The following is a 20029-nucleotide window of genomic DNA, read 5'->3' as shown; positions in this document are numbered from 1 at the left end:
ACGAACGCGATCCGCCGCGGCCCCCACCCCGGATGCTTGCGCCGCAGCTCGCACACCGCCGCCTCGACCTCCGCCGAGGCCTGATGCGGACACGACGCCGGCCTACGCGAACGATCAGCCAGACCCGCCAAGCCAGAGGCCTGATACCGGGACTTCCACCCGCTCACCGTCTGCCGCGACACCCCGAGCGAAGCCGCGACCTCGGTCACGGTCGCTCCCGCCAGCACCGCCAGGACAGCCCGGTACCTCTGCTCAACAACCGACAACTCCACCAGCGCCAATCCCGGCCTCCCCACACGCGCCGCAACGACACGCACAGAAAAGCCGAACACGGCCACTGTCAACCATCAGCTGGGACCGAAGTGTCAAGCATCTACCGGGACCGGACAGCCCCACGCCACAGACTGAGTTACAACTTTCTCTACTGGTTCAAGGCGGCTCGCTCCGCTCACCGCGCGCGGCCCGGCCCCCGGCCGGGCCTGCGCTCCTGTCTCCGCCCCGCTCCAGCCCAGCCGGTGACCGTGCCGCGCACAGCCATCAGCCGCCTGGCGCCATAGAAGGGGTTACGTCGTGGCTGGGGCGGTCGGCTCCACGGCATTACGCCAAGACCGGGAAGTTAGGGCGGCTCGGTCGTGGTCCGGTGGCTGGTCTGTCGCAGCCCGCGCCAGAACACTCCTGGTGTTGCGGCGGTGCCGACCGGCCCGCGCAGCCGGTCGAACAGCAACATCAGCGGCTTCACCCCCAACCGCCGGCGTGCCTGCCGCAAGGCGGCCGCCGATGGATCGGCCACCATCCCGGTCGGCCATCGGGCCGTCATCGCCGCCCACACGCGGCGATACCCACAGTCCCCGAACAGGCCCAGGGCCAGGACGAAGTACACCACCACCCTGGCCGGCAGCAGCCGCACCCGACGCTGCCCACAGTCCGCGGCCTGAACCACCTCGTCCACTAACGACACCGGAACCCACCGCGTCAACGCCCCTAAATGACCCGGCAACCACACCCACGACCGGTCCCGAACCACCCTGGCGGTGGCACACCGAACAGACAACGGAGCCCCTACGAGCCGTGACCTCGACATTCACAGTCCGCGCCGGGCTCCGTTCCCGTGTCAACCCCACCCGACCAGCCAAAGCAGCCCTAACTTCCCCGTCTTGGGCCTTACATAACCAGTTTGGCGGAGCCTCGCAAATCATGGCCCCAACGTCGTGCTTTTAACGGGCAGGTCCACAGGCTGCCCGACGCGCCGGAAGCTTACGAGGCCATGATCCTCGCGCCAAAGCAGCTCCAGCCCAAAGCCGCTACGCCGACCAATGGAAGCCCGCAGCGGAACTGCGATGTCACTGCTGGCTCCGTTGCGGCAACGCAGAAATCGATCCAGACTCAAGTTGAACAACGTGGTTTTGAAACTCCGACACCCAAGCCATCGTCTCATTCTCCACCAGCAGGGACGTCACGTCTACAAAACTGACTAGCTCCTGTAGCGCTTCGGAAAAGTCTTCCGAGCTCGGCTGATGGGCCAGCTTCGCCTCAATGCGCGGCCACGATGTCTGAAACATGACTAACTGGCGATTGAGAGAGATAGCGGTAGAGACATACCTCATCCACGAAGAGGAGAACCCGCACACTCTATCGACGGCAACACAGCAAGCGCCTATTCCGATTATCCCGTATCCCCAAATCGCTTGTCGCGACCACCCCATCCCCACCGTCACCACCGGTGTTACCGTTCCTAGAGCAAAGCTCAGCACGGCGGAAATTCGGAGAAACCGCGACCATCTAGCCTTTGACACCTTTTCCCGCGTGTACCAGTTAATCGAATCGACTACGAACGACTCCACCCAGGAAAATAGCTCTTTGATGGCTTCCGTTGTATCACCTCCCTCTGCAACTCTCGGAAACCCTACAGCCTGCAAATCACCCGTTCGATAACGACCAGCTGACACCACGCCGCTAGTCTCGCTAGAAGAAGAAACCATAACCCCCACCCCAGCGCTGCCATTTGCGAGTATCAAAGAACTCTACTAAGCCATCCCTAGAGCGTGCGATTCTCGCAAATTCCGACCAATCAACCAGGTGCAAAAACCCTCGTCTCTGCAAGGTTTCTTGGGTCTCTGCCGCAGAATATTCCTTACGGGCCCCGTAACGGTTGAAGCGATCCTCCGAACCTGTTCGTTGCGTGATAAGCCAACAGAGCAGAAGCAAACGCGTCTCGAATTCTCCTGAATCGCGCTCGATGGTGAGTTCATCCACCATCCGCTGCCAAGGATGGCCGGGCAGGAGATACCGCTTATCTCCTGCGATGAATCCCTGCATGCTGTCACTAAAGCCCGAAACAGCAACTTCACCGATTGGAATTCTGACTAGTGGCGTAGGCTTCCCCGAATAACTGTCGCGGTCGCGCTCCAAAGCTTCAAGAGGACTATTCATGACGTCACCCGGCGTCCACCGCGGGCTGTCGTCCTTCTTCACCCACGTGACGCTACAGCTCCGGTTATTAATATCTCCTGCAACCACAGAGATCTCCCACTCGGATAGGAATAGATCGTCGATTTCATCCGTTCTCCCCAAGCGGGAACACAAAATGGGATTGGGCGATGAGATGCCTTCCTGTTGGTCGGCGCTAAGAAGGTTAATCACGGATTCACGAGTGCCACCAGGAAGCTCCCTAAGCAAATATTCCACATGCTCCGTGACGGCGCTCTCCGTGGTCTCAATCTTGTCGTACTGGTACAACTCTTGGGCTGTTACTCTTTTCCTGAAACCGCCCTCTTCGACGAGAAAGAAGGGAATCTCTTGAATAGCTTCCCTGAGCAGAGTCGGCGCAACGGGGCTTCCCGGCCCCCTAAGAGGTCCCGCAATAAATACGGCTTCCTCAGCCGCCCAGGTGATTGAATGCTGGCGTTCAGTTTGCAGTTGCTGAATTTCCTCGATTACATGTTGACAATAGGATTCGTAACACTGTCGGACGAAGGCATTCAGTTCAGGGGTGGGTTCCAAAGCCGATCTGGCGACATTTGTGCGAGGGGACATAGGTCCGAAAGTGTTTGCAAGGGCCGCGATAGGTCCAACGTTCCGAAACCCTGGCGTGGATTGTTCGACGCGCACACCGGCAACGCACACACCCGTAGTTGGTACCTGCTCAGGCATAGTCCTTCGTGTTGTGCGATGCTCAGCCCACAAGAACGTCCACTCCCTGAAGTGTTGGTTCCACCTAAGGGCGTAGGCGATTGACATATTCTCGCTATGGCGCTCGACCACCTTGATCTTGCCCTTTTCCAACGCCGAAGCGTGGGCTGGGCTAGACCGTTTAATCGCGTCTTCTAGGGCTTGCCCCACGGAGGTATAACCAACTGACTGGACTGCTTCCTTATCCTCTTGCACGGTGACGTTGCATTCCGGTAGTACAACCCAGTGCTGTGCAGTCTTGGTTACGTTCTTCAGTTCCGCACTCGGCCGGAGGGTCAATCTCACGATGGTTCCGTGGGGGCGAATAGATGCAGGAACTTCATGGTTCTTGTCCAAGGTGCGTACCAGGTACTGTCCATGAACTGAGCGCAGGGAAAGCTGTCGAGCCTTTTCTTCATCCGGGTGGCAGGTAATGATTTCTACTTGGTCAGCAACCATGAAGGTCGACAGGACACCGATGCCAAACCGGCTAATGGGGTTGAAGGAAGGGTGCTTTTTGCGGAATTCAGGGTCCTGATAGAGACTAGAACCCGCCCGTAGGAGATTGTTCTCAATGACTTCCTGCGTCATTCCAGTACCATTGTCGCAGACTTCGAGTGTGCGCTCCTCACTGTTCCAGGAAATGCTCACTTTGCCATCATGCGGCGCCCTGAGGTCATGCTTCACTCGAACAGCATCAATCGAGTTTTGGACCAGCTCTCGCAGGACAACGTTAGTGTCGTTGTAGAGAGTATGGCCGGTTAGGAGATCCAGAACTCGCTCTTGATCAATGGTAAACTGGAACGGCTCGGTGAGGAATCCACGAGCCTCCACGCGCGTTGTGTCAATAATCTTCCATGGGAAGTAGTAACTTGTGCCCTTGCTCGAGTTCGAGCGCTGCACCCAGTCGTAGCTCTTACGCAGTTGATCGGCGGCATACTTCAGGTACGAAGTAAGACCGAAGAAGCCATTCTCGTCCGTGAAGGTCGCATGGACAGAAATAGTGTCTTGCGGCGCAGAATCTGAAGGGACTCCGTCCTTGTCGGTGCCCTTCATCGCCACAACCGCGCGCACGGCAGACTGTTTAGCCCACTCATTTTGGCTAATAGGATCGGAAGGGTTGAACACACGAAACGCCACCGAAGGAGTACGGTCACGCGTGATGTGAAGCAAATCTACTGTACGAAGAAGTACGGCTGCGAACTGTACGTTCGCTCGTTCATATTCCGATGATCCATAGTATTGGTCAACAGGATACTTCTTTACGTCATACAGGTCATCTAGGTGGTGGCTCTCGCAAACCTTGGCCAGATCTTCTTTGAATACGGAGTCAATCGAGCCTAGAAGCCGCTGGATTTCCTGAACAATCACTTCGTTCGCGCCGAGATTAAGGGAGGCATCGCCCTCAATCCATTTACGCACTCTAGCGGCATGATTATACCGTACAAATTCTTGATACAGGAACCGCTCTTTCTCTTGCTCGCTCAATCCGCCGAGACGGGCGAAGTAGTCTCGCCCTTCAGCGTCTGGGGTATTTAGAGTACTCTTGCAGAAATCCGCGAATTCTGATTCGTCGCGCCTTTCGTATTCACTCTTACTAACCAGCATCCCAAGGTCATGGAAATATACAGAAAGGACGACAAGTAGCCAGTCTGCCGGTGTCATCGCCTCGCGCGTCTGCGGCGTGACGAGCCAGTCTAGCTTCTTCAGCATCTCGTCAATATGTGTGATGTCATGCTTGGTGTACTCATCAAAGAACCCATACTGCCCGATTCTTCCTAGCAATTCCTCCAACTCTCTTCGAGTTTGATTAAGGCTGAACCCACCAAACGCGGCAAGGTGACACGCCCCGCTTGCGGACTGCTCGGCGAATGATGGAAGTGCAGTCACGAAGCCCCCTAGTCGTCATCTTGCTTATGAGGCTAGCGTTCATCAGCTAGCCACGTACAAGACTCTCGCCAACTGGCCCCCTGGGTCGGCGCCTTGCTACTGCTGACGGCGACCGAGGCAGTCCGCGACACCTGCCAGACCACAAGCGCACTAGGTCGGGCGGGGAACTGCGGGGGATCCCGGTGAAGGCAGCCGGCCTAACCGGCCCTGCAATGCCGCAGCTTCCCAAGCTGAGAGCCCAGGCGCCATGAGCATGTGCTGGCCGTCGCAGCTTGCTCTGGTCGTCGGCAATGGCAGCGTGGCTGAGGCCAGTGCGGGTGCAGCGAGGCACACGCGCGCCTGACCGGTCGGCGCACCCGCCATCGTGGCTGGCTGTCATCGGCTGAGGTTCGTGCCACAACCGTGCCAGATGCAGGAGGCAGTCACGGTCACCACCGGTGACCCGCGGTCGAGTGCCCGCCCGCTGCCTCGGCTGGAGAACCCGCAGTTCAGGCACGAGATCACCCAGCCTCTCTCCTAAAGCGGGTGTCGCAGGTTCGAATCCTGCCGGGGGCACAGCAAAACGCCTGGTCAGAGGCCCTTCCGTCCCACGGGCGGGAGGGCCTTCGTACTCGCGGTACACATATGGCACACATGCGGCTGCGGGCAGAGGTGGGGAGCTGTGCGAGATGCCCGCGAAGAACGAGCTGGCTCGGCGCCGGTACGAGAAGCTGGTCGACCGGCTGGAGTCGTTGATGCGGGCCGCTCTGAAGCCGCAGTACGAGGGGCTTCTCGGGCAGCTGGTCCTGGGCAGCGACGACCTCGCGGAGATGGGCGACCTGAAGGACGTTCGGCAGGCGGCGCGGGAGGCCGGGCAGCGTCTGGGCTGGAAGACCGCCACTCGCCTCGTCGGTGGTCGGCTCTTCGTGCTCGACGAGCGGTCAGTGCCTGAGCACATCGGGCAGCCTGCCTGGCCATGACCCGCAGCGAAGTCCTCCAGGACGAGCAGACCACCCTCAAGACTTTGCGTTCACGGAGTGTCGTCATGGCTGTCGCTCTCGGGCTCGTGGCCGACGGTGCGGGCGCTGACGGGGCTGATCCACTGGATGCCAGCCAGAACTGTGCGGGCTGTGAGGCGTGTCTGCCAGTCGATGGGTGAGACGGAGACGGGACGCGCGGCCGGTGGGGCAGCTGCGCTGCTCGGTCGAGGTGAGCAGCGGCGCACCGGGGTCGGGCCGATCCCGGTGATTCCGGCTCCCGGGGCTACACGGAGTAGCGTGGAAGGGACGAGGCGAGTCCCGTGTTCGCACCGTTTCTGGAAGACGGGTGGTCCCTTATGACCGGCTCCGGCTCACCCCCTGTTTCCCGGCATCTGCCGAGTGGTGTTCACGCGGCCGTGCGGCCGGGGTGTGCGCTGCTCCGGCTGGAGACGACGGAGTCGCGTGAAGGCGTCCTGGACGGTGCGTGGTGGCCGCGGTCGCGCGACATCGGTGCCGAGCTGCCCGGGCTGCTGAGCGCCCTCATCGCACATCTCGGCCCCGTGACGCGTGTCGGGTTGGACGCCGCGGCCTGGGAAGGCCTCCCGACGCGGATCGTCGTCGACGACCGGGTGGTGCACATCGACTCCTTCCCGGTGGGCGATGGCACCGTCCTGATCACCCGGGGCGACCAGGACGTGTTCTCGCTGCTGGTGGTCCCGCCGCACGCGACACCAGAAGCCGCACATGCCGCGATGGCCCAGGCCGTCCGGGCCGACAACATCAGCCAGGCGGAACAGATCCTCATCGACACCGGGAGCGGGTAGGGTCAGTCGGGACTGACGAGCCGTCCCTCGGCCGAGGCCGGCGGACGTGCGGACGACAGTGGTGAGTCAGCCGCGCCACTCCACCAGGAGCAGCGTCGCGTCGTCGGTGGTGTGTCCGCCCCGCGCCCGCTTGAGCGTATGGGACAAGGCGCGCGCCACCGCCCGGATCCCGCGGCCGGTTCTCTCCAACTGGTTCACCCAGTTGATCAGATGGCCCTCTCCGAACTGCTCTTCACCCATCGCGTGTTCCTCGATCAGTCCGTCGGTGAAGCAGAGGAGGCGGTCCCCCGGCTCCAGCTTCATCTCGCACACCTGCGGCTCCGGACCGCCGAAGCCGACAGGGAGAGTCGTCGGACCGGTCAACCGGAGGGCTACTCGATGATCACGGACGAGCATCGGTGACGGGTGCCCGGCATTGACCCACTGAAGATGCCCCGTCGTGGTGTCCAGCTGGAGCATCTGCGCGGTGACGAAGTGCTCGGGGCCGAACTGGTCCGCCACAGCGCGGTCCATGAAGCCGTAGATCTCCGGTAGCCCGGTGCTGGCGCGGCGGGCGTGGCGGTAGGCACCGATAGCCACGGTGGCCATCGTGGCTGCGTCCAGGCCGTGGCCCATCGCGTCGATCATGGCCACGTGGAGGATGTCTCCGTTGAGGGCGTAGTCGAAGCTGTCCCCCGCAACGTCGTAGGCGGGTTCCAGGATCCCGGCCACGGCGACGCGAGGCATGATCATCGCCAGCGGTGGCAGCAGGGACCACTGGACCTCCGCGGCGACGCTCATCGGTTCACCGCGTCGGACACCGAAGAAAAGGTCGGAGTAGCCGTGCTTGGTCACCAGTAGGTCGGCCACCAGGCCGGCGATCCTGCGCAGTATGCGGCGGTCGTGGTCATCGACGCTGTCCAACGTCACTGCCATGACCCCGACCTGGTCGCCGCCGTCCAGCAGCGGGAGGTGGACCCGCACGCCGTCGTCCTCGGGCAGCTCGACGGGGTGAGCGTCGAGAAAGCAGCGGCCCGCCTCGGAGTCGTCGATCACCAGCGGTTCGCCCCCCGTGAGGCCGTCGCCGGGCAGGGGCACCAGCAGCAGTTGTCCGTAGTCCTGCAGCAGCACCTGCGGTCGGCGGCCCCCGAGCCGCCCCATTACGTCGGCGACCAAGGGCCCGATGAGATGGGGCGGCAGTTCATGCGCGCGATCGAGGACCTCGCCCAGCAGAGCTTCCCCGAAGCTCTCGGAGCGGTCCGCGCGCCGTCCGATCGTCATCCACTCACCCGCCATTGGCCGGGCTGGTCAGTGCGGCGGACTGGGACGACGCAGGGTCTGTCGGTGTCATCGCTCCATCGAGGGGTCGTAGACGTCCGCATCGGCACGGGCACGCGCGAGCCCCACCAGATCGGGCTGCTCATCTGAGTCCGGCTCCTCCTTCCGACTCCCATGTGTCCTGGCCGTCGGGGCCGCGCTCGGCGAGTGCGAGCAGGCGCGGAGCCGGCAGCGAGTTCCCGGGGTCGGCGGCAGCGATCAGCAACCCGGCAGCCGTTCCGGCCGGCTCGTCCGGTGGGATCACCAGCAGTTCCCAGCGTCCCACGGTGCCGCAGTCCACGGTGATGGCATGCGCCTCGGCGGCGAGGTCGGTCAGGACCACCTCGATCACATGCCCGGGCGCCATCACCTTCTGCGGGGCATCGGGCCAGGCGGCGCTCCCCACGGTGACGTGGGTGACGGTGCCGACGCTCGGATCCAAGGAGCCGACCAGCGCGGGCAGCTCCAGCTCCAGTGCGTCGCAGCGCGGCCACCACGCTCCGTCCAGCGGGCCGTGGCTGGCGTCCCGCGTGAGGCGCAGCCGGGGCAAGGGCATCCGGTAGGTGTGTCCGTCAGCTGGTGCCGGACCTTCGGCGGGCTTCGTGATGGCGTCCATCGTGCGGTTCCGTCCCGGGCGGCTTGCGACTGCCCGTGTCTGTTACTCGCCGGGAACGGCGCCGCCGTGGTCGCGCGCCCGAAAAGCTCTCGGTACCTGCCAGGTTACTCCCGGCCGTCGCGGGCGGCGCGGTGCGCAGCCGTTGCGCGGAGATACGTTCGTACGGCAGACGACGGGTGGCGTGACCGACGAGGCCGGTACGAACGCCGGCTCATCGCCCCTCCGTCACATCATCGGCGTGCCGGGGACAAGCCCTTCGGCAGGCAGGCTCAGCACGCAGGGGGCGACGGGGCCGGGCAGCCCGACGACCTCACCCATGTTCTGCCAGCCCCAGGACGAGAAGGAGGCTTGTCCTGCCTGGTCGGCAGGATGCAGCAGGGTGACCCCGAGGGAGGAGTGCAGGTCTGCGAGCAGACGCTGTTGCAGGCGGCGGGCGATGTCGCGTTGCTGAGCGTGCGGATGGGCCACGACCTGGGTGAGGACGACGAACCGCGCGCGGGAGGTGAGCCGCTGGATGGTCTCCTGGAGCGTTCCGTCGAACCCCCACCGGCCGGAGCCGTCAGGGCCCACCGGAAAACCGAAGGCGCAACCGACCAGCACCGTCGTCTCGGCGACCAGCAGCGCGAAGCCGGGGCGGTGGGCCGTGACCGCCAAGCGGCGCAGGAAGTCTCCACGGTCGTGGTACGCCTCGCCGGGGGTGTCCGCGACAGACTCCGCGGCCAGGTCCGCGATGTCCTCGCGCATGTCTTCGGCCTGCCAGCGGGTCAGCCGGCGAAGGCGGATCGCGTCCTTGAGGACCGGCTGATCCGGCCGACGAGCGGGGTCCTCGGGCGCCCGCGGCGCGGTACTCATGAGGTCGCCGGGTGCGGCGGGCGGAACGGGGCTCACGGGAGCCGCAAGGAGCAGCGAAGCGGATCCGGTGACGGCGAGGAGCTGGGTGATCTGCGCGCACGGGTGGTGCAGCCGCAGGGAGGCGTGAACCCGGCCGGCGCGCCGTGACGCCGACAGGAGGACGTCCAAGCCCCTGGCGTCGCAGGAGCCGACCGTGGCCAGGTCGATGTCGATCACGGTGACACCGTCCAGCAGACACTGCTCCAATGCGGCCCGCAGCAGCGGCGTCGTGGCCGGTCCGATGTCACCGGCGAGCGTGACTTGCGTCCGCTCCCCTCGGTTCCGCCGACGGATGTCCAGCCGGGGAAAGGCCATCACGCTTCCCCTGGGGCGTGGACCAGCGCGGGTGCTCAGCGCGACGCCAGCCATGACGAGCTTGCGTGGAGTTGCTTCGACCGCGGCGGACATGATGCCGACCCGTCTCCGCGCCGACCGCTGGGGGCGGCCCGGGTTCGTCTCTCGCCGAGGACGACCCGGCGCGGCGGCCGGAGTGCGTGGTGCCCTCGGTACGTCAACCCTACGTCGCCTGCGACGGGAAGCGGCTGCGCCGAGGGTGCCAGGAGTACGGTGGGAAGGGTCGAGGGTACTTCGTACACCGGTGACAGGGCTGGTCTCGTCCTCGGCGCGCGGCACGGTAGGGCCGCGTGACGCCTCACGGGCCGTTTCCAGCCCGGGACGGGTTCCGCCCGATGACCACACAATCCCTGCACTCACCGTACTCATCCCTGACCGTGGACGTTCCAGATGCCCCTCCCGCCGAGGGCAGGGTCGAGGTCCGCATCGTCTCCATGGACGCCGAAGCGGCCCGGCACGTCGCGGACGCTCTCCGGCTGCTGTTCGCCGGGGGCGAGCAACGCAGTTACCCGGCCTTCCCGTCGGGGGGAGGGACGCGTCTGCACCTCACGCTCGACCCCGAGCGGGGCGCCGGCCCGCTCCGCCCCTGGCTGGAGGCCAGCAGGCCGCCGGTCGACCGGACACATCCGGGCGAGACGGCGTCATGCGTGTGGCCACCGGGCGGGCCGTCGCCCGCCGAACCCCCGACCGTGGCGAGTCCCCCACCCCTACCGCCCCAGGAGTCCTCATGACCACCACCCTGTCGCTTCACCCGCCTTCCGCCCGACTCCGGCTGGGGGAGCAGTCCTCCCAGGACGGCTCGGCCCGGCGTATCGACGGGGCCTGGTGGCCGAGGTCCTACGACCTGACCGCCGAGCTCCCCGGACTGCTCGCCGGGCTGCCGCACCGCTGGGGGCACATCAGCAGCGTTCTCGTGAACGGGGCGATGTGGTCGCTGTCCGGAGACGGGATGCCCATCGAGGGCCGGCTCGTCGAGGAACAGAGGGTGCACGTGCGCCGGACGGACTCGCCGCAAGCCGAACACACCGTCTGCCTGCTCGCTCCAGGACACGGCCGCTGGGACCTGCTCGTCGTGCCACCCGCTGCCACGGAGGAGGAGGCCGAGCGGCTCATGGAGACGGCCACGGCGGACGCCCCGCTTGCGGGGCGCACTGCCTGACCTGGACGGGCCGGCCTGCGGGGAGCGGGTCGGCTCCAAGCCGTCGGCAGGGAGCCGGATGGTCACAGGCGCATGCCGTGGCTACGCGTTCCTGCCGGACAGCGGCGGTGGCTCACGGCTGCCGGCGGATCGCTCCCGGGGTGCATGGCGCGGAACCGTGCTCCGGTCGGGGCGTGGTCATGTCGAGCAGGAGCAGGGCGTCGTGGTCGGGGGCGCCGGGTGCGGCGGTGTAGACGCCGAGGTGCTGTCCCGGGGTGCCTTCCACGTGCAGGGAATGGGACGTGAGGGTGACCGTGCCGACCTGGGGGTACTGGAAGGTCTTCTGCGCGGGTTTGCGTCCGGTCACCTCGTAGCGTTCCCACAGGCCCGCGAAGTCGGGGCGGGTCTTCAGGTGGGCCGCTCGGCGATCCGCGGTGAGTACTTCGCGGGCACAGTGGACGAGGTGCGCGCCTACTCCGGCGTCGCAAGTCCAACGATGATCACCCAGTACGCCGAGCGCGGCTCACCGCAGACTGCGTACGTCCAGGTGGCGCAGTACCCGGTCCACGATCTCCGGGTCGGCCCCCGGCTCCCTGCGCGCCGCCAGCACCTCGTGCCGCGCCGCGCTCAGCATCTCGCTCTGGATCCGCCGCAACCGCTTCAGTCGCCGTACGCGCTTGTCGTGGCCCTCCCGGCGCTCCTCGTCCCCCAGCTGCGGGCTGATTCGCAGCCCGATGTCGGCGACCCTCCGCAGCAGCTGTTCGGCCACCTCCTCCGGCAGTTCCTCGACCGCCTCGATCTCCCGCAGCCGCCGTCTGGCGGCCCGCGCCGCCCGCGCCGCCAGTTCCTCCTCGAACTCCTTCTCCCGTTCGGTGTCCGCCCGCACCCCCAGCCACTTCACCAGCCACGGCAGCGTGAGCCCCTGGACCACGAGCGTCGCCATGATCACCGCGAAGGCGATGAACACGATCTCGTCCCGGTCGGGGAAGGGCGCGCCGTTGTCCGTCTTCAGCGGAATGGCCAGGGCGAGCGCCACCGAGGCCACGCCGCGCATCCCGGACCACCACATGACGACGGTCTCCCGCCAGGTCGTGGGGATGTCCTCGTTCTGATCCCGCCGCGCGTGCAGCCGTTTGGTGAACCAGGTCGCAGGCAGCAGCCACACCAGCCGTACGAGCACCACCACGCCCACGACCACGCCCGCCCAGCCGAGCAGCTCGCCCCACCGGCCTGACGCCGTGCGCAGGGCGTTGTGCAGCTCGAGGCCGACCAGCCCGAACGCGATCCCGGTGACGAGCGTGTCCACGACGTCCCAGACGGTGTGCCCGGCCAGCCGGGTCATCACGTCGTCGGCGTCGGAGGCGTACTCCGCCAGGAACAGCGCGGTGGTGAGCACGGCGAGGACCCCGGAGCCGTGCAACTCCTCGGCCAGCACGTAGGAGGCGAACGGCACGAGCAGCGTCAGCCCGATCTGCAGCGTCGCGTCCCCCAGCAGGCCCAGCAGCTTGTTCGCGGCCCAGCCGACCGCCAGGCCCACGACCACCGCCACCACCGCGGACAGCACCAGGTCCAGCCCGGCCCGCCAGGCCGAGAACTCCCCGCTGACGGCGGCGGCGATCGCCACGTTGTAGAGGACGATGGCGGTGACGTCGTTGAACAGCCCCTCGCCCTCCAGGATCGACACCAGGCGGCGCGGCAGTCCGAGCTGCCCGGCCACCGCGGTCGCCGCGACCGGGTCGGGCGGCGCGACCAGCGCACCCAGGGCCACCGCGGCTGCGACGGACAACCCCGGCACGATGCTGTGCGAGACGAGGGCGACACAGAAGGTCGTGACGAACACCAGCGCCACGGCCAGCAGGAAGATCGGCCGTTTGTTCGCCGCGAACTGCCGCCAGGATGTGCGCCGTACGGCGGCGTAGAGCAGCGGCGGCAGCAGGGTCGGTAGGATCAGCGCGGGCGGGATGTCGACGTTCGGCACGAAGTCGAGCAGCGCCAGGACGATCCCGAAAAGCGTCATGAGGACCGGCGCGGGCAGCCCGAGCCGGTCGCCGACCGGGACGCTGATCACGGCCCCCAGCAACACGACGAACAGCAGGGCCAACTGATCCACGCTCAGCGCTCCGGGACGTCGGACGTTCACACGGCAGGCTTCAAGCCTGCCATGCCGCCCCGCTCACCGGCCGCTTCGGACCCGCGGGCTACAAGGCGCGCCGCATCGCCCGGTGCGGGATGCCCGCGAACGTCCAACGGTCTCGGCGTCGGGCCAGCGATGAAGGACCTGACACACCACACTGCGGGGCTTTCAGCAGCGCGGCTGGATCACCTCACTCCGCGGCCTCCACCCCGCCATAGGATCACGGCATCTCACTGGGCGGCCTGCGAGCCGCCGTCGATGGGGATGGTCTGTCCAGTGATGGACTTGGCGCTGTCGGAGGCGAGGAAGAGGGCCAGTGCGGCGATGTCCTCGGGGGCGGTGAAGCGTTTGAGGGACTGGATGCTCAGGGCGTCAGCGGTGACGTCCGCCAGACTGCGGCCACTGGCATCGGCCCGGCCCTGCAGGACCCGCTGGATGCGCTCGCCGGCGACGGCGCCGGGAGCGATGGCGTTGACGCGGACGCCGACGTCGCCGAGTTCGATGGCGAGGGTCTCGGTGAGGCCGATCAATCCTCGCTTGGTGGTCGCATAGGGGCTGCGGTTCGGGTAGCCATAGCGTCCGCCGACGGAGCTCATGATGAGGATGACGCCGGCGTCGGACTTCTTCAAGAAGGGGATGGAGAGCCTGGTGACGTTGAAAGTGCCGGTAAGGTTCACGGCCAAGACGGCTTCCCACTGATCGGGGTCCATCTCCTCCACCGGACTGGTGGGGCCGGCGATACCCGCATTGTTGACCAGCACGTCGATACCGCCGAGGGCGTGGACCGCTTCCGCGACGAAGGCCTCGACCGAGCGCCGGTCGGACACGTCGCAAACGGTCGCGGTGATCCCTGGATTGGCCTCGGTGACCTCTTCGAGGGCCCGTTCGTTGATGTCGCAGATGTGCACACGGTCGCCGTTGGCCGCGAACGCCTTGGCCGTCGCGAGTCCGATGCCGGCGGCACCAGCCGTCACGACGACCCGTCGTCCACTGTTCATGCGGGTCCCTCCTGCGCTAGGTCAGTTGGGTTCGGCCCGGCGCCAGGTGAGGGCCGAGTTGACGGTCTTGCCACTCGACGTGATGGGTGATGCGGTGCTCAGATGCAGCGTGTCGCCCTCGAGCCTCACCACACGCGGTTGCGTCTGGCCGGTCCAGTTGGGGAACAGGGACACGAACATGGAGTGGGTGAGGGTCTGCTTCTCCTCATCGACGTGGAACGGTCCCGAGTAGGCGATGTAGGAGGTCGCCTCCGCCGTGTACTCCTCCGTCGTACCGTCGAACCAGTCGCCGGAGGCGAAGCCGGGACGGTCCGGCCTGGACAGCTGCGCGGACATGTACCCGTCCGGGGTGTACATGATGATGCCCTGCGGTTCATCGCCCAGCGGCTCGAACGGCTCGGAACCGTCCACCGGGATCTCCCGGTACGACACCAGCTTCCACGCACCAATCAGCCGATTGCGCAGGCCTTCAGTCATCACCACCTCCATCGATCAGTGTGCCGTTCCGCCGCCATCACGGCACCCGCGATCCGGCGCCCACGGTCGGCGAAAACCCGCTTCTCGCTACCGCCGTGAAAGCACATTCCGTCATCAAGCTGTCCTGGGCTAATCCGACAGCCTGCCTGGTACGGCCGGTGACTGTTGGATTCAGCCCACCCGCGAAGATGATTTCAGAGCCAGCCGGAGCGCGCTCGGCCCGCTACTCCGTACGTTGCGTCGAGGATCTCCTCGACGCCGGTGGGGGACGTCGGTACCAGCGAAGTGATGATGGCCCCGGCGGCCGGCTGCCCCGAGGGCAGTGAGCCGGTCCTGCCGCCGCTGTGGATAGCGCGCCCAGAACGCGGATGCTGTTACCCCCAGTGCAGTCTGAGGCGGTCTCCGAGTCAGGGGGTTCCACGGAAGACATGTAGGGCATCACATGTTCCTGGGAGGCAGCACGGAGAGCACGCGCACGATGTGATCGCGAAATTCCTCCATGAAGCGTTGCAGAAACTGTTCCATATCACTATTGGTGACCTGGCCATCGTCCGTGAATACCTCCGGGTTGAATCTGATGTAGGCCTCGGGTGCGTTCATTTGAGGAGAGTTGCAGTAGCTGAGGACGCTGCGAAGGCTCTGCTGGGCGATGGCTGTCCCGATGGCACCGGGGGAGGCTCCGATTACCGCGGACGGTTTGTGGGTGAATGAATTGTCTCCCCAGGGGCGGCTGGCCCAGTCGATGGCGTTCTTCAGAGCGCCGGGAATTGACCGATTATATTCCGGGGTGACGAATAGAATGGCGTCGACAGAAGAGATCGCAGTTTTGAGCCTCCTACCTTCGCTGGGGAAGTCACTGTCGTAGTCGTAGCTGTAGAGCGGGAGATCGCTGATCGGGATCTCATTGAACTCCAGGTCCGGTGGAGCCAGTCGGATCAGGGCCTTGGAGAGTGTTCGGTTGATGGATTGAGTCGCCAGGCTTCCCACGATGTAGCCGACGTTGTACGTGGTCATTTCTCCTCGATTCGATGCGCGCGCCGTACATTCGCCCGGCCTCTCGCCGGAAGCGGGCGCACTTCCTGCAAGTGCAGGAAATCACGGTCGCTGGTAATCCGCCTTCCAGGCTGATCCAACCGGAGGAGCACGCGTCACGGTGCCGTTACTGAGGTTAAAACTCGTGGAGACGTAGGGGCTGACGGGCCGTGGTCCGCTGCGGTATCACCGGGGCATGCGGTATCCACAGGGTGGCGGGCTGACCGCCGACCGGCAGCAGTTTCGCGAGGGGTTACGGCTTCAGGCGGCTGAGCGGTTCGCCCGGGGCGAGGCGAGCTCGGTGATCGCCGAAGACCTGCGCGTCAGCGTCCGCTCGGTGCAACGATGGCGACAGGCGTGGGAGGAGGGCGGTCCACGTGCTCTGCGGTCGCAGGGGCCGGCGTCGCTGCCGAGGCTGAGCGAGAAGCAGTTCGCACAGCTGGAGGCGGAGCCGTCCAAGGGACCGGCCGCACACGGGTGGGAGGACCAACGCTGGACTCTGAGCCGTGTGAAGACAGTGATCGGCCGGCGCTTCCACCTGACCTACACGATCCAGGGTGTGCGCAAGCTCCTGGTGCGTAACGGCTGGTCCTGCCAGGTCCCGGCGCCGCAGGCCAAGACCTGGTCCCAGCGCGGCCGGACCCCGGTGGTGCGGGTCCGCGGACGTTCCCGCAGACGGATCTCCATCGCCACACTGACCTGCTCAAACCCGGCCACTGCTCAAGGCTGATCTACCGGCCGCGCCGGGACGACGGCCGCCGCGACGGGTGCAAGAGCTTCTCCTGGCGCGACTACCGGGCCCTGCTGATCGCCGCCCACCAGCAGCTCGACGGCCCGATCGTACTGGTCTGGGACAATCTCAATGTCCACAAGGCCGCCGACCTGCGGGAGTTCGCCGAAGCCCGGGACTGGCTGACCATCTACTACCTGCCGCCCCACGCACCCGACCTCAACCCCGTGGAAGGGATCTGGTCGCTCCTGCGACGCGGCTGGCTCTCCAACGTCGCCTACAGCACCCCCGAACACCTCGTCCAGCGCATCCGACGCGGCTGAACAAGAACACGACATCACGAGCAACCTCAGTAACCATGCGCCGACGGTGACTTGGCAGCCCCGGGTCGGTACTCGGCCGGGGCCGCATGCTGGCTTGTTCTGCCGCGCCTACCCCGGTCACCTTGCCGGTGACATTGTTCAACGGGCGCCGCCGTCGGGGTGCAGGACGACCTTGGTCCATCCGTTGTCACGGGCGTCGAAGTGCTGGTAGGCCTCGGGGGCCCGGTCCAGCGTGAGCTCGTGGGAGACGATCCAGGACGGTGTGGCCTTGCCCTGCTGGATCAGGTTGCACAGCTGGCGGTTGTAGGCCTTGATGTTGGCCTGCCCGTTGCCGACCGACTGGCCCTTGAACCAGAACAGGCCGTAGTCGAAGGCGAATTCACCGTGCTGGTACAGCTTGTCGGGGCTGCCGGGGTCCTGGGGGACGAAGATGCCGACCACGCCGATGGTGCCGGTGAACTTCACCGACTCCACCAGATTGTTCAGCGTCATGTTGGGGTGCTCATGGCCCTGGGGGTCATGGGCCTGGTAGCCCACGCACTCACAGCCCCGGTCCGCCCCGAGCCCGTTTGTGTGCTCGTTGACCTGGTCGACTGGCGAGGCCTTGGAATCGTCGATGGGAATTGCCCCGATCTGCTCGGCCAGCGCGAGGCGGTCCGGGTGGCGGTCCACGACCATGACCTTGGATGCGCTCTTGAGGTTCGCCGACAGTGCGGCCATCAGGCCGACCGGGCCGGCACCGTAGATCACCACGGTGTCGCCGGGCCGTACCTTCGCCAGTTCCGTGCAGTGCCAACCGGTGGGGAAGACGTCGGAGAGCATCACGTAGTCGGTCTGCCGCTCCCGGGCCTCCTCCGGCAGGACCAGACAGTTGTGGTCACCGTAGGGCACGCGCAGCAGCTCAGCCTGCCCGCCACTGTACGGGCCCATGTCGGCGAAGCCGTAGGCGGCACCAGCCGTCTTCGGATTGTCGGCAGTGGTCAGGCAGAACGCGGTCAGCCCCTGCTCGCAGTTCCGGCAGAAACCGCAGCTGATGTTGAACGGCAGGCAGACCAGATCCCCGACCCTGACCCGGTCGACCCCGGCGCCGACCTCGGTCACCTCCCCCAGGTTCTCGTGGCCGAAGATCCGTCCCTGCTCGAAGTCGGTGCGGCCCTCATACATGTGCAGGTCCGAACCGCAGATGTTGGTGCTGGTGATCCTCACCAGCACATCGGTGGGCCGTTCGATGCGCGCGTCGGGGACATCCTTCACACTGACGGTACGCGGCCCGTCATAGACAACAGCCTTCATGGCTTCCCCTTCGATTGCTTCACCACACGATGGCCGGCATCAGGAGCCGCGCGGGGGGATCAGGTCACTCTGGACGACTCAGGCGACGGGAACCGGCACGCGGGCTCGTCCCGCTCAGGCGCCGGAACAATCCCGCGCTCCGCAACGCCCTCAACCTGATGGCCACTACCGCACCACCGCTCTTCCACCCTCCCACCCTCATCAGGCGTGTCAAGCCGTGGCGGGAAGTCCCTGTGGAGCCTGCCCGTGGGACGTCGGGGTCCCAGGAGAATGGGCGTGCCGCACCTGTGTTTCCGAGCCCGGATCCCACCAGGCCGCATGTTTCCGGCTCCGCGGCCTGCTGCCGGCTGCGGCCCGTAGACACCGGCGCAGCCGCAGACAGCGTCGGTGTCGCCGATACCACCTGCGCGAGCAGATGGCCTGTCCTCAGTGGCCATGAGCGACCCACACAGACGGCCGAGGGCCCCGCCCTGTTGGAGGCGGGGCCATTGTCGCCCCCAAATGGTTTGCGGTGCTCACCTCTTCGACGCCGCAACTGGTCTCGACAGACTGCCCCGCCCTCGTTCCCACGGGCTCGTGGGGCCCCTCATGGGAACGTCATGGGAACGGAAGGCCATGCAAAGGCAGGGAACGATCAGACAGGGACGGAAGGCTGCACCTCGCTGACCAGCAAGAACGGTGAACCTAGGGGAAGATCGCCATAGACAGCGACGGCTATAGGGCCTCTCCTGAAGCGGGTGTCGCAGGTTCGAATCCTGCCACGGGCACAGAAGGGAAGGGCGCCTACGAAAGTTCGTAGGCGCCCTTCGGCATCCATGGCTGACGACCTGCCCGCCAGGCACTCAGGCGGCGTGCGGGGTGAAGGTGACATGGGAGTCGCTCTCGTCGATGGCCAGGTTCAGGGTGCCGTCCAGGGCCTTGGCCAGGCGTCGCAGCAGCGGGAGCGTCGGCACGGTGTCGCCGCCCTCCATCCGGGACACCTGAGGCTGCGTCATCCCGGCTCGGTCGGCCAGCTCGGTCTGGGACAGGCCGAGTTCGATCCGACGGTCGTAGACCGCCTGCCCGAGGTCGCCTGCCAGCCGCGCGTCGACGTACTCCTGGTCGTACTCCACCGCCTCACCCGCGAGCTGCCGGGCCCGACGCGTCCTCCACGTGCTGTGATTCATCAACTCTCCCTGCGCCGACCGTAGATGTGCATGGCCCGGCCGTGCTCGGCCTCGCAAACCTTCTGGGCCGGGTGCGCGCGCTCGACTTCCGCCGCCTCACGCATCCTCGTCTTACGGAACACCGTCAGCAGAACGATCCGCTGCCCCGGGGGCGAGCCGGCACGGGAGACGCACGGCCTCGGGCACCGGGCTCGTTCGCCGTGATGACCGAGAACATCTGTCGCGAACGGTACAACTCGCGACTCAACGCATTCCGGTCGCACCGGACCAGTACTGATCAGCCCACGTCGCAGTGGCTCTCCTGCCTTCCGGAGAGCCACTTGCACCGTTTCCTCGTGCTGAGATCGCAGATTCGGCAACCTTCGATGTCGGGTGCCGTCAGGGATCAGTCCGCCGTACGGACCACGATTTCAAATCCGAGGTCGCTCAACAGCTTGGCAGCGTGGTCCTTGCCGCCGGAGAACTCGTCGCTTCCCAGAGGATCCCGTCCGGACAGATAGCCGTGCGCCGCCCCCACGATGGCCTTTGAGTCGCTTGCCATCGATCTCGAGCAGGTAGCTACGCGACGGTCCGAATCCGTATCTCTCCAGGAACGCATCCCGGCCGAGCCGGTCGTACTCCGCAACAGCCGGCAGGATCGCGGATTGAAGCTTCCCCTTGATGTTGGACACCTGGAGACTGGGACGTGAGGTTCCAGAGGAAGTAGTGCCAGGTGGGAAGCAAGAGCAACCGCAGCAGGC

General features: G+C 65.7%; 18 protein-coding genes and 4 pseudogenes. 6 read left to right on the top strand and 16 right to left on the bottom strand.

What is annotated here, in order from left to right; translation table 11 throughout:
* The 4 genes from ACIOWN_RS33850 to ACIOWN_RS33835 all read right to left on the bottom strand — a co-directional run.
* Positions 1 to 266: helix-turn-helix domain-containing protein (locus ACIOWN_RS33850; RefSeq protein ID WP_401984356.1), on the bottom strand; the 266-nt coding region annotated here is incomplete at its 3' end.
* Positions 267 to 616: 350 nt separating this feature from the next.
* Positions 617 to 1081, bottom strand: coding sequence for a transposase domain-containing protein (locus ACIOWN_RS33845; protein WP_401984354.1), 465 nt, complete (start codon positions 1079 to 1081; stop codon positions 617 to 619).
* A 259-nt stretch (positions 1082 to 1340) separates the two neighbouring features.
* Positions 1341 to 1979: an SLATT domain-containing protein gene (locus ACIOWN_RS33840; protein ID WP_401984353.1), complete on the bottom strand. Its 639-nt coding sequence runs from the start codon at positions 1977 to 1979 to the stop codon at positions 1341 to 1343.
* Positions 1963 to 5058, bottom strand: coding sequence for an ATP-binding protein (locus ACIOWN_RS33835; RefSeq protein ID WP_401984351.1), 3096 nt, complete (start codon positions 5056 to 5058; stop codon positions 1963 to 1965). The genes ACIOWN_RS33840 and ACIOWN_RS33835 overlap by 17 nt, the downstream gene beginning before the upstream one ends.
* Before the next feature lie 668 nt (positions 5059 to 5726).
* Here ACIOWN_RS33835 and ACIOWN_RS33830 point away from each other — a divergent pair.
* Positions 5727 to 6017, top strand: a complete 291-nt coding sequence (locus ACIOWN_RS33830) for a hypothetical protein (RefSeq protein ID WP_362345550.1) — start codon at positions 5727 to 5729, stop codon at positions 6015 to 6017.
* Positions 6018 to 6373: 356 nt separating this feature from the next.
* Positions 6374 to 6841 (top strand): DUF5994 family protein, encoded by a 468-nt coding sequence (locus tag ACIOWN_RS33825; RefSeq protein ID WP_362345552.1) that lies wholly within the window; start codon positions 6374 to 6376, stop codon positions 6839 to 6841.
* Between the two features lie 66 nt (positions 6842 to 6907).
* On the opposite strand, the gene ACIOWN_RS33820 is transcribed toward ACIOWN_RS33825, so the two are convergent.
* The 3 genes from ACIOWN_RS33820 to ACIOWN_RS33810 form a co-directional block, all read right to left on the bottom strand.
* Positions 6908 to 8101: a GAF domain-containing SpoIIE family protein phosphatase gene (locus ACIOWN_RS33820; protein WP_362345554.1), complete on the bottom strand. Its 1194-nt coding sequence runs from the start codon at positions 8099 to 8101 to the stop codon at positions 6908 to 6910.
* A 139-nt stretch (positions 8102 to 8240) separates the two neighbouring features.
* Positions 8241 to 8753, bottom strand: a complete 513-nt coding sequence (locus ACIOWN_RS33815; protein ID WP_362345556.1) for a DUF5994 family protein — start codon at positions 8751 to 8753, stop codon at positions 8241 to 8243.
* Positions 8754 to 8978: 225 nt separating this feature from the next.
* Complete coding sequence (locus ACIOWN_RS33810; RefSeq protein WP_362345558.1) at positions 8979 to 9959, bottom strand: STAS domain-containing protein; 981 nt, start codon at positions 9957 to 9959, stop codon at positions 8979 to 8981.
* Positions 9960 to 10375: 416 nt separating this feature from the next.
* Here ACIOWN_RS33810 and ACIOWN_RS33805 point away from each other — a divergent pair, with 416 nt between their 5' ends.
* On the top strand, positions 10376 to 10729 hold the full coding sequence (locus tag ACIOWN_RS33805; protein WP_362345560.1) for a hypothetical protein: 354 nt from the start codon (positions 10376 to 10378) through the stop codon (positions 10727 to 10729).
* Entirely contained in the window at positions 10726 to 11157 is a 432-nt protein-coding gene (locus ACIOWN_RS33800; protein WP_362345562.1) for a DUF5994 family protein, read from the top strand. Before ACIOWN_RS33805 ends, ACIOWN_RS33800 begins: the two co-directional genes overlap by 4 nt.
* Positions 11158 to 11269: 112 nt before the next feature.
* On the opposite strand, the pseudogene ACIOWN_RS33795 reads toward ACIOWN_RS33800, so the two are convergent.
* The 5 genes and pseudogenes from ACIOWN_RS33795 to ACIOWN_RS33775 form a co-directional block, all read right to left on the bottom strand.
* Positions 11270 to 11548: pseudogene (locus ACIOWN_RS33795) on the bottom strand (transcriptional regulator); the annotation flags it as partial.
* A gap of 111 nt (positions 11549 to 11659) precedes the next feature.
* The gene (locus tag ACIOWN_RS33790; protein ID WP_362345564.1) at positions 11660 to 13246 is read right to left on the bottom strand and encodes a Na+/H+ antiporter; all 1587 of its coding nucleotides are present in this window, start codon (positions 13244 to 13246) and stop codon (positions 11660 to 11662) included.
* A gap of 254 nt (positions 13247 to 13500) precedes the next feature.
* Complete coding sequence (locus ACIOWN_RS33785) at positions 13501 to 14268, bottom strand: SDR family oxidoreductase (RefSeq protein ID WP_401984350.1); 768 nt, start codon at positions 14266 to 14268, stop codon at positions 13501 to 13503.
* Between the two features lie 21 nt (positions 14269 to 14289).
* Positions 14290 to 14745, bottom strand: a complete 456-nt coding sequence (locus ACIOWN_RS33780) for a lipocalin-like domain-containing protein (protein WP_362345568.1) — start codon at positions 14743 to 14745, stop codon at positions 14290 to 14292.
* 438 nt (positions 14746 to 15183) lie between these two features.
* A complete protein-coding gene (locus tag ACIOWN_RS33775) occupies positions 15184 to 15759 on the bottom strand; it encodes an NADPH-dependent FMN reductase (RefSeq protein WP_401984348.1) in 576 nt (191 codons plus the stop codon).
* A gap of 214 nt (positions 15760 to 15973) precedes the next feature.
* Here ACIOWN_RS33775 and ACIOWN_RS33770 point away from each other — a divergent pair.
* Positions 15974 to 16333: pseudogene (locus tag ACIOWN_RS33770) on the top strand (helix-turn-helix domain-containing protein); the annotation flags it as partial.
* Between the two features lie 90 nt (positions 16334 to 16423).
* Positions 16424 to 16827: pseudogene (locus ACIOWN_RS33765) on the top strand (transposase); the annotation flags it as partial.
* 141 nt (positions 16828 to 16968) lie between these two features.
* Here the strand turns inward: ACIOWN_RS33765 and ACIOWN_RS33760 are convergent.
* From ACIOWN_RS33760 to ACIOWN_RS33745, 4 genes and pseudogenes are all read right to left on the bottom strand, one after another.
* Positions 16969 to 18123 (bottom strand): glutathione-independent formaldehyde dehydrogenase, encoded by a 1155-nt coding sequence (locus ACIOWN_RS33760; protein WP_362345571.1) that lies wholly within the window; start codon positions 18121 to 18123, stop codon positions 16969 to 16971.
* 842 nt (positions 18124 to 18965) lie between these two features.
* Positions 18966 to 19289 (bottom strand): helix-turn-helix transcriptional regulator, encoded by a 324-nt coding sequence (locus tag ACIOWN_RS33755; RefSeq protein WP_362345573.1) that lies wholly within the window; start codon positions 19287 to 19289, stop codon positions 18966 to 18968.
* A pseudogene (locus ACIOWN_RS33750) lies at positions 19289 to 19469 on the bottom strand (type II toxin-antitoxin system RelE/ParE family toxin); the annotation flags it as partial. The pseudogene ACIOWN_RS33750 and the gene ACIOWN_RS33755, both read right to left, overlap by 1 nt.
* 205 nt (positions 19470 to 19674) lie before the next feature.
* Entirely contained in the window at positions 19675 to 19830 is a 156-nt protein-coding gene (locus ACIOWN_RS33745; protein ID WP_362345575.1) for a hypothetical protein, read from the bottom strand.
* Positions 19831 to 20029 lie beyond the last annotated feature (199 nt).

Source organism: Streptomyces sp. NPDC087787 (assembly GCF_044743035.1).
In the GTDB taxonomy this organism is placed as follows: Bacteria; Actinomycetota; Actinomycetes; order Streptomycetales; family Streptomycetaceae; genus Streptomyces.
The sequence above is the reverse complement of the archived record's forward strand: the minus strand, read 5'-3'. Positions and strand labels throughout refer to the sequence as shown.